Consider the following 1,451-nt stretch of genomic DNA (forward strand, 5'->3'; position numbering starts at 1 on the left):
CCATACCGATCCTCAAAGCGGACGATGTCGTCCTCGCCCAGATAGGGGCCGCTCTGCACCTCGATCATCTCCACCGCGATCTTGCCCGGGTTGCTGAGCCGGTGTTTCGTCCCCAGTGGAATGTAGGTGCTCTGGTTCTCCCCCACCAGCTCCTGCACGCCGTCCTTCTCCACCACCGCCGTGCCCTTCACCACCACCCAGTGCTCGCTGCGGTGGTGGTGCATCTGCAGTGAGAGCGAGGCGCCGGGGTTCACCACGATTGTCTTGACCTGCCAGCGCTCCCCCTCCACCACGCCGTCGTAGGAGCCCCAGGGGCGGTAGATGCGCCGGTGGGCCCGACCCTCGGAGGCACCCGCCGCCTCAAGGCGGCCCACGATCGTCTTGACCTCCTGGGCCCGCTCCCGGTGGGCCACCAGCACGGCGTCGTCGGTTTCGACCACCACCAGGTCCTCCACCCCCAGCCCCACCACCAGCCGGTGTTCGCTGCGCAGGTAGCAGTTGCGGGAGCCCTCGCTGATCACCCGACCCCGCAGCACGTTGCCGTCGACATCGCGGGATCCGGTGTCCCACAGGGCGCTCCAGCTGCCCACATCGCTCCAGCCCGCCGCCAGCGGCAGAACCACCCCCAGCCCGGTGCGCTCCATCACCGCCACGTCGATCGCCACGCTGGGGCAGCTCGCGAAGGACTCGCGCTCCAGCCGGAGGAAATCCAGATCGGCGCTGTCCTGCTCCAGGGCGGACCGGCAGCTGCTCACCACCTCCGGCACCAGCCGCTCCAGCTCCGAGAGGATGGCGCTGGCGCGGAACAGGAACATGCCGCTGTTCCAGGTGAATCGGCCGCTGGCCAGAAAGGCCTCGGCCGTGGCCGCATCGGGTTTCTCCACGAAGCGCGCGATCGGCACCGGCGCCGGAATCCCTGAGCCGCTGGGGGCCCCGGATCCGGCCGCCGCCGCATCGGCCTCGATGTAGCCGTAGCCGGTTTCCGCCGCGGTGGGCACGATCCCGAAGGTCACCAGCAGGCCCGATTCGGCGGCGCCGCGGCCCGCCTCTACCGTGGAGCGGAACCGGGGGGCGTCGCGGATCACATGGTCGGCGGCGAGCACCAGCAGCAGCGGATCCTGGCCCCGGCTGGTGGCCTGCAGGGCGGCCACGGCGATGGCCGGGGCGGTGTTGCGGCCCATCGGCTCCAGCAGGATCGCCGCCGGCTCCACATCGATCTGCCGCATCTGCTCGGCCACGATGAAGCGGTGGTCCTCATTGCAGATCAGCAGGGGGGGGGCCAGCCCCTCCAGCCCCTCCAGCCGTTGCTGCGTCTGCTGCAGCAGGGTCTCCTCGCCGCTGTCCCCCAGCGGCCAGTACTGCTTGGGATAGCTCGCCCGCGACAGCGGCCACAGGCGGGTGCCGGTGCCGCCGCAGAGAATCACGGGCACCAGGGGCGTGGCTGGGCTCAT

Annotated in this window: 1 protein-coding gene; it reads right to left on the reverse strand. The window is 70.6% G+C overall.

Translation table 11 applies throughout. From position 1 onward, the window contains the following. A partial coding sequence (locus ACWJI7_RS14190; RefSeq protein ID WP_479938865.1) for a mannose-1-phosphate guanylyltransferase/mannose-6-phosphate isomerase occupies positions 1-1,451 on the reverse strand: 1,451 nt, incomplete at its 3' end.

This window comes from Cryptocyanus atlanticus LEGE 06306 (assembly GCF_056633155.1).